This is a genomic window from Staphylococcus sp. HMSC13A10, from assembly GCF_001808005.1.
GTDB classification, from domain to species: domain Bacteria; phylum Bacillota; class Bacilli; order Staphylococcales; family Staphylococcaceae; genus Staphylococcus; species Staphylococcus pasteuri.
On the sequence record NZ_KV791857.1, the window covers coordinates 80241 to 87395 of the forward strand.

Below are 7155 nucleotides of genomic sequence, written 5' to 3' on the forward strand. Positions count from 1 at the left end.
ATTTATTTCTCCTTCTATAAGTTAGAATCTTCAATATACTTACAATCTAACATAAATTTTTATACTTTAACTTTACCAAAACCAATAGTTAAATTCAATTTCTTTAAAACCGGTTTCAGTATATTTCTACAAAATTATAACAATTTATAGTCTTTAAAGTAAATCTTTGACGACTTTTTCACATTTTTCAATGTGATCCTGGCCTAATTTTTTCATGAAATAATAACTAATTGATGCTGAAACTGCTTGTCCAACAAATGGGAACCATTTCGTTTGTTTAGCAGCTGTTCTTTTAGCAACATCTCTGATAACTACTTTCATCAAAGCATTTGTCAATTTTTTACCAATGAATTGACTACCTTGGATAGCTGCCGCTGACATAATACGTTCTCTAACATCATCACTTAATGAATTAACTTGTTTATGATCTAATCCATAGATTTTGTTAACATCACTTATGATATCTCTCATTAATTTGATATCAACACCAAAATCTAAACCTGGAATAGGTACAATACTCATACCAGATGATAATATAGATTTCTTCTTAACGAGGTTTTCTGCTGATTCTCGTCTATCTTGTAATTCACTTTGAGTTACTGGTAAATTACTTTTTTCTTTAATTTCTTCAATATTTAAAACTCTGTTACCAACAGTATTAGTAACTTTATTAGTCATTTTATTTCTAATACTCATCTAATTCACCTTCCCAGAATCATATTCAATAAGACTATATACCCAGTTTACAAATAATTAATGCTCAATATTTACGAAAATCGCTTTTAAATATTTTGAAGGTTTGTAGTGAGGATGTGTTTTAAAGTCTTTAGGTAATCCCATAACTTCTTTAATTTCATATTCAACTTCAGCATTATCTAAAGTCGTTTTAATTACATTTTTAAATGCTTTAAGTGAAAATACACTAGAATTCGTACATAACAATAATGTTCCCTTTTCAGATAAGATGTCTAAAGCACCGTCAATTAATTTATCGTAATCTTTTTGAACAGAAAATGTTTTTTTCTTGTTACGTGCAAAACTTGGTGGATCTATAACGATTGTGTCATATTGATGACCATGTCTTTTGGCATAATTGTAAAAATCAAATGTATCCATAACATAAATATATTCAGATTTAGGGTCCATCGCATTTAGTCCAAAGTTTTCCTCTGTTAATCCTCTTGAACGATTAGCTAAATCTACACTTGTTGTTGATAAAGCATTTTGTGCAGCTACCACAGAAAATGCACCAGTATAACTAAACACGTTTAAAATATGACGTCCCTCAGAAAATTGATCACGTAATTTTTTCCTTACTTCTTTTTGATCTAGGAATATACCAGTCATTAATCCATCTTCTAAGTCAACATTATAAAATGTGAAATTTTCCTCTATAACAATTGGGAATGTCTGACGTTCTCCTTCAACAAATCCACCAGTATACTCTGTATCTTTGAAACGCATTTTTTCGTAGATAGATTGATACTCAAATGTTGATTTTATTGCTTCTAAAATATAGTAACGATACTTATAAATTCCTTTTGAATACCATTGAATTAACAAGTTCCCATCATAATTATCAATTGTTAATCCTCCGACACCATCGCCTTCAGCATTAAATAATCTAAAAGCATTTGTTCCATCAATATGGTAATAATATTCTCTTTCAGTCAATGCCTGTTCGAATAGTCTTTTGAAAAAAGCAGTATTAATATCTTCAGAAGGATTATAACTTAACACCCATCCTAAACCTTTATGTTGTCGACCTACATAAGCGGTTGCGATATATTGCTCCCTACCATCTACTAATTTGAATAAATCCCCCTCTTTCAGGTGATCATGTGCATAAATATCATCTTCGTCTATTAGTGGATATTGATTATGGTATTTTGTTTCTTTTCCTCTATTTAAAGTTGCTATTTTCATATACTTAACTTACCTCTCTTTTAATATATTTCTACGGGAAATTAATTTAAATTCACAATTAAGCCTTATACTTTAATTTTTATAAGCTAACAAGTAAATATTTTAATTCAATCGCTATTTTAACAAATTTTTCATCTTACTCCTATTTTCTAACAAAAAAAGAGCGGTATCACAATTCAATCTTTAATAAGAAGGAACTGTAACCCGCTCAAAAATACGTATTATTATTGTTAACGATACATATCTATTTCATGCATAACTTCAATTGTATTATTTTGGTTTATCTCTTAATTGCAATGAGTATGCAATTATGATTGCAATTAACATTAGTAATAGCGTCGGTGTAATAAACACTGATAATAATAATCCATGAACCATAATATTCATAAATTCGGTTAATAATTTGAAGAATAAAATGCTTCCCATAAATAATTGAAGATAATAGAATTTACCTCTTAAGAAATAAGTTAATGTTGTCGCAATATATACAATGATAATAAATAACAGCAGTAACAATGTTACCCATTCAATCACATATTGTGTTTGAGATAATTCCCACTCACCTGATAAGAATAAGGCATTTCTGTTGTTGAATTCTAAAAATGTAAAGAAGAAAATAACTACACCGCAGAATATTTCAACATACATTGGTTTAATCCATTTAGGTTTTCTCATCCAATTTGGAATATCATCTTCCTGGATATCAACAATATTTTTAACTTTTTCTTTAAACTTATCTCTTTTAGTTCTAATTTTTTCTAAATCGACACTTCTTCTAGTATTACGTGCATATTCTGTTGTCTTATCTTGAAGTTGTTTTAAGTGAACTTTAGTTTGATTTGAAACGTTACCTTTACTTGTTCTTGATAATTCTGGTTCTTCTTCCCCTAATTCTTGTTTCGTTAGCGGTAAAGCTCGTCTTAAGAATAAGAAGTTCCAAATAGACATTTGTCCTAATAACCACATGATGATAAAGAATGTATTCACACTTAAAATATCAATAGATTCAATTTCATTTGAGTCAATACGACCATGCAGTGCAATTTGTGTAATTAGATAACTGATACCATAAGATACGATTATCCACATATAGTGACTTTTTCGATTATTACTATTTAATTCATCTTTATAAACGATATAACCGATATGAATGATGAATGGAATAATAAATACGATACCGAAGAAACCATATACTTGCATCATTAGAATTAAAGTTATTAGGAAATACATAATCCCTATAACTAAGAAGAAAATAGAAATATCATAGTCATACTTAATTGTTCTAAATAATGTATGACCGAGTAACATAACTAAGATACCAAATAAAATAATGATAATGGCACTTATTATTGGGAAGCTCCCTATAAATCTACTCATCACTTTTATGATTTCAGCGAAAAATGCATTCAGGAATTCCCATATATTATGTACATGAGTATTTACCTTCTTATCACCATTTAATTGTTTAATAAGTGGTAAATTGATTAATATAATGAGTCCTGTGAAAAGTGAAACGATACCGATAATATAACTAAATATAATCTCGGTGTGTTTCTTAAGAAAAGACATACTATTCACCTCAAAAGTTATTATATATGAAGAACTTCTTCTTGTCTTTAATAAATCACTAAATACATCTATAGACCTAGAAAAGTTTAATATTAGCATAACTGGGTAAAAGTAGTATGTAAACAAATAAAACACAATTAGGGGTGGATTTATTATGAGTAACGAAGAATTAAATAAAAAATCAGCTGAAAAAGCAAAAGAAGCAGAAGAAAAATTAAAAGAGCAAAAAGAAAATAAATCTGATGATATTGAGCAAACTAAAAAAGATATCGACGATGCATTAAACTAATAGTTGACTAAATTTTAATTATACAGATAGGCACGTGTAGTGAATTAAAAATAAAGCTATGTAGATAGGTTATACTATTTACATAGTTTTTTTTATTTTGATAAATTAATTTGAAATACCCTTTCTTTTAAAATTATTGTTCTAAAATCTTCATTTTTCTTGAATTGTATTTGTTGTCTAAAAGTATATTAAATTAACATCAATTTATACTTTTATATTCTATACCGCCTTGACATTCTTCACGAAAAAACTTACATTAAAGACAAATTAAATTAATGAACGCACTAGGGGTGTTTTGAACTGAGATGAGGTTAACCCTCAAACCCTTTGAACCTGATCTAGCTAGATACTAGCGTAGGAAAGTGTAACTAACAGAAGATATAAACGTATGTTTAGACATATTCTTATGTTTTGCGCACAACTTTCCTAGAGAAGGTTGTGCGTTTTTTAGGAGGATGTTTTTTATGTCAAAAGGTTTAAAACTTTCTGAGATACTAGTGACAGTGCTTATCTCTGTTATTTTTGCAATCATTTATAATTTATGGTGGTTGTTTTACAATGTTGCTCAAGTTGCTGGCTTACATCTTGAACAATTAACGTATGGCGTTTGGTTTATGGCTGCAGTAGTTTGTTATTTAATTATACCTAAACCAGGTATCGCCTTACTCGCTGAATTTGCAGCTGGTGCTGGTGAAACAATTGTTATGGGGAAATTTGATATTCCGACAATCGTATATGCACTTTTACAAGGTTTAGCATGCGAAATTGTATTCGCTATCTTTAAATATCAATCTCGTTCAGTTATGGTTGCTATTTTAGCTGGATTGGTTACAGCACTTATTTCATTCCCTGTCGATTACTATTACGGATATTTAAACGAAGTTGCCGGATGGAATTTAATTTTATTTATTGTTTTTCGTGCACTTAGTGGCATCATTATATCTGGTTTACTTTCTTACTTATTAGTAAAAGCATTGGATCAAACTGGTGTAACTAAATTATTTAGACCCGCATCTAAAGATGACTACGATTCATTATAAGGGGATTTTAAAGTGCTAAAAGTTACAAATTTACGTTTGAAGTACCCAAATGGTCACCGAAAAATATTCGATGATCTTAATTTAGAAATTAAAGACAAAGAAAAAGTATTATTGCTCGGCCCTTCTGGTTCTGGTAAAAGTACACTACTCCATGTATTAAGTGGCATCGTACCAAAATTAATTGAATTACCTATGAAATATGACACTTTAGAAATCAATGACCATAATGGCGTTATTTTTCAAGATCCAGATACACAATTTTGTATGCCTAAAGTTTATGAAGAATTAGCTTTTGTATTAGAGAATAGACAACTTCCTAGAAAAGATATGGATGAAGCTATTGAAAATGCATTAAACTCAGTAAACTTAAATGTAAATGAAACAACACAAATTAATCATCTAAGTGGCGGCATGAAACAAAAACTAGCAATTGTAGAAACAATTTTGCAACAAGCTGATACCCTATTTTTAGATGAACCTACTGCTATGTTAGATGTAGAAGCTACAGAAGATTTATGGCAGCGACTAATAGACCTATGGCAAGATCAAACAGTTCTGATTGTAGAACATAAAGTAGAACATATTTGGCAACATGTAGATAGAGTCCTATTGATGAACTATGAAGGTCAAATTATCGCTGATGGTAGTCCAGAACATATTTTACAACATTTTGAACATCTGCTAAGTGAATATGGAGTATGGCATCCTAAAGCATGGAATTATGCCCCAGAACCGAAAAAAATAACGCCATCTACACAACAACAATTATTTAAATTTAATGATGGAGAAATACTTCGTAGTAAGAAAACTTTATTTAAAGTAGACCAATTATCAATAAATTCTGGGGAATGGATTACAATTACTGGAAAAAATGGTACTGGTAAAACGTCTTTATTAGAGTCAATATTACAGTTAATTAAATACAAAGGTATAATGACATACCAAAATCAAGAATTACGTAAAATCAAAGATGCATCCCAACATATGTATCTTGTATATCAAAATCCAGAACTACAATTTATTACTAATTCAGTATATGAAGAAATTTTTATTCATTATAATCATTTAGATTCAACTCATGCAGATGAGAAAACATTACAAATATTAGAATTGCTTAATTTAACTAATGTAAAAAATCAACACCCTTATGAAATTTCAATGGGACAAAAACGTCGATTAAGCGTTGCAACAGCGTTAAGTTCTGATGCAGACATCATCTTACTTGATGAGCCTACATTTGGATTAGATAGCCATAATACTTTCCAATTAATCGAACTGTTTCAAGAAAGAGTTTCTAAAGGACAAAGCATTATTATGGTAACGCACGACCCTGAAATCATTAAGCGCTATCCAACTAGGAGATGGGCGATTAATAATAAGCAATTAACAGAGATTGAAGGTGAACAACATGTTTGAACACTGGAAAATCCGACATACCTTCGTAGATGATGTTAGTATTATTACCAAACTTATATTAGGTGTTCTGTTATTTTTCTTTATTATTTTTATTCATAACTTTGATTTCATGATATATATCGTAACACTTATGTTCATTTTTTTAATTATATTTAATGGAACTGAATTTAAAATAACTGGTACTTTTATATTAGTAACTACATTCTTTGCCTTACTATCATCATTATTTATGATTTTATACGGTGATGGAAATCACATATTGTTTAAATTTGGAATTATTCAAATTAGTACAGAAAGTATTGTTCGCGGTATTCATTTATCACTTCGTACGATTACAGTATCTATGTTTGGTATTCTAATTGCATTAACTTCACAAGTTGTTATGATTTTTTATAGTTTAATGCAACATTTAAAAGTCAAACCTAAAGTAGCATATGCATTTATGGCTGCAATAAGAATGATTCCATTAATTATTAGTTCATTAATTCAATTAAGACGTTCTTTAAAAATGAGATACCAAATTATCGATAAATCAAATTATCGAGGATTTAAACGATTAAAACATTTAATTATTCCATTATTAAGTCAGAATATTAGACGTGCCCATCAATTATCTGTTGCAATGGAATCTAAAGGATTTAAAGATGGGCCTAGAACATATTACTATAGAGCACCTTTCTCATATAAAGATCTTATATTTATATTGAGTTTATTAGTCATTATTGGGCTATCTTATTATTTATCTACTACATTTCCTATCACAGGCATTCATGATGTTCGTATAGGTAAATTAGAATAATTTATTTTATCCATTCAATTCACATAAAAAAGTAACTAGGCTGGGAAATAACTCCCAAAATAATAGCACTAAGGTGATCTATTTTGATGTGCACCCCAAAAGTTGGACTAAAAATC

The 7155-nt window shown here is 29.2% G+C and carries 7 protein-coding genes and 1 riboswitch; of the genes, 4 read left to right on the top strand and 3 right to left on the bottom strand.

Annotated elements, in window-relative coordinates:
* Positions 1–153: 153 nt before the first annotated feature.
* The 3 genes from HMPREF3125_RS07225 to auxA all read right to left on the bottom strand — a co-directional run bounded on the left by HMPREF3125_RS07225 (position 154) and on the right by auxA (position 3495).
* Positions 154–696 carry a hypothetical protein gene (locus HMPREF3125_RS07225; RefSeq protein WP_017637707.1) on the bottom strand — a complete coding sequence of 181 codons (543 nt, stop codon included), beginning with the start codon at positions 694–696 and terminating at the stop codon, positions 154–156.
* Positions 697–753: 57 nt separating this feature from the next.
* Positions 754–1926 carry a class I SAM-dependent rRNA methyltransferase gene (locus HMPREF3125_RS07230; RefSeq protein WP_070452807.1) on the bottom strand — a complete coding sequence of 391 codons (1173 nt, stop codon included), beginning with the start codon at positions 1924–1926 and terminating at the stop codon, positions 754–756.
* A 270-nt stretch (positions 1927–2196) separates the two neighbouring features.
* On the bottom strand, positions 2197–3495 hold the full coding sequence (gene auxA / locus HMPREF3125_RS07235; RefSeq protein WP_029055534.1) for a lipoteichoic acid stability factor AuxA: 1299 nt from the start codon (positions 3493–3495) through the stop codon (positions 2197–2199).
* Positions 3496–3649: 154 nt separating this feature from the next.
* On the opposite strand from auxA, the gene graF reads away from it, so the two are divergent.
* The 4 genes from graF to HMPREF3125_RS07250 all read left to right on the top strand — a co-directional run bounded on the left by graF (position 3650) and on the right by HMPREF3125_RS07250 (position 7039).
* The gene (gene graF, locus HMPREF3125_RS12895; RefSeq protein ID WP_017637048.1) at positions 3650–3784 is read left to right on the top strand and encodes a glycopeptide resistance-associated protein GraF; all 135 of its coding nucleotides are present in this window, start codon (positions 3650–3652) and stop codon (positions 3782–3784) included.
* A 276-nt stretch (positions 3785–4060) separates the two neighbouring features.
* Positions 4061–4162: riboswitch (TPP riboswitch) on the top strand.
* Positions 4163–4248: 86 nt separating this feature from the next.
* On the top strand, positions 4249–4824 hold the full coding sequence (locus tag HMPREF3125_RS07240; RefSeq protein WP_017637047.1) for an ECF transporter S component: 576 nt from the start codon (positions 4249–4251) through the stop codon (positions 4822–4824).
* 12 nt (positions 4825–4836) lie between these two features.
* Complete coding sequence (locus HMPREF3125_RS07245; protein ID WP_070452811.1) at positions 4837–6240, top strand: ABC transporter ATP-binding protein; 1404 nt, start codon at positions 4837–4839, stop codon at positions 6238–6240.
* Positions 6233–7039 carry an energy-coupling factor transporter transmembrane component T family protein gene (locus HMPREF3125_RS07250; RefSeq protein WP_070452814.1) on the top strand — a complete coding sequence of 269 codons (807 nt, stop codon included), beginning with the start codon at positions 6233–6235 and terminating at the stop codon, positions 7037–7039. Before HMPREF3125_RS07245 ends, HMPREF3125_RS07250 begins: the two co-directional genes overlap by 8 nt.
* Positions 7040–7155 lie beyond the last annotated feature (116 nt).

Coding starts and splice junctions, on each gene's coding strand:
- graF (WP_017637048.1), top strand. CDS start 3,650: ATGAGTAACGAAGAATTAAATAAAAAATCAGCTGAAAAAGCAAAAGAA.
- HMPREF3125_RS07230 (WP_070452807.1), bottom strand. CDS start 1,926: ATGAAAATAGCAACTTTAAATAGAGGAAAAGAAACAAAATACCATAAT.
- auxA (WP_029055534.1), bottom strand. CDS start 3,495: ATGTCTTTTCTTAAGAAACACACCGAGATTATATTTAGTTATATTATC.
- HMPREF3125_RS07240 (WP_017637047.1), top strand. CDS start 4,249: ATGTCAAAAGGTTTAAAACTTTCTGAGATACTAGTGACAGTGCTTATC.
- HMPREF3125_RS07250 (WP_070452814.1), top strand. CDS start 6,233: ATGTTTGAACACTGGAAAATCCGACATACCTTCGTAGATGATGTTAGT.
- HMPREF3125_RS07225 (WP_017637707.1), bottom strand. CDS start 696: ATGAGTATTAGAAATAAAATGACTAATAAAGTTACTAATACTGTTGGT.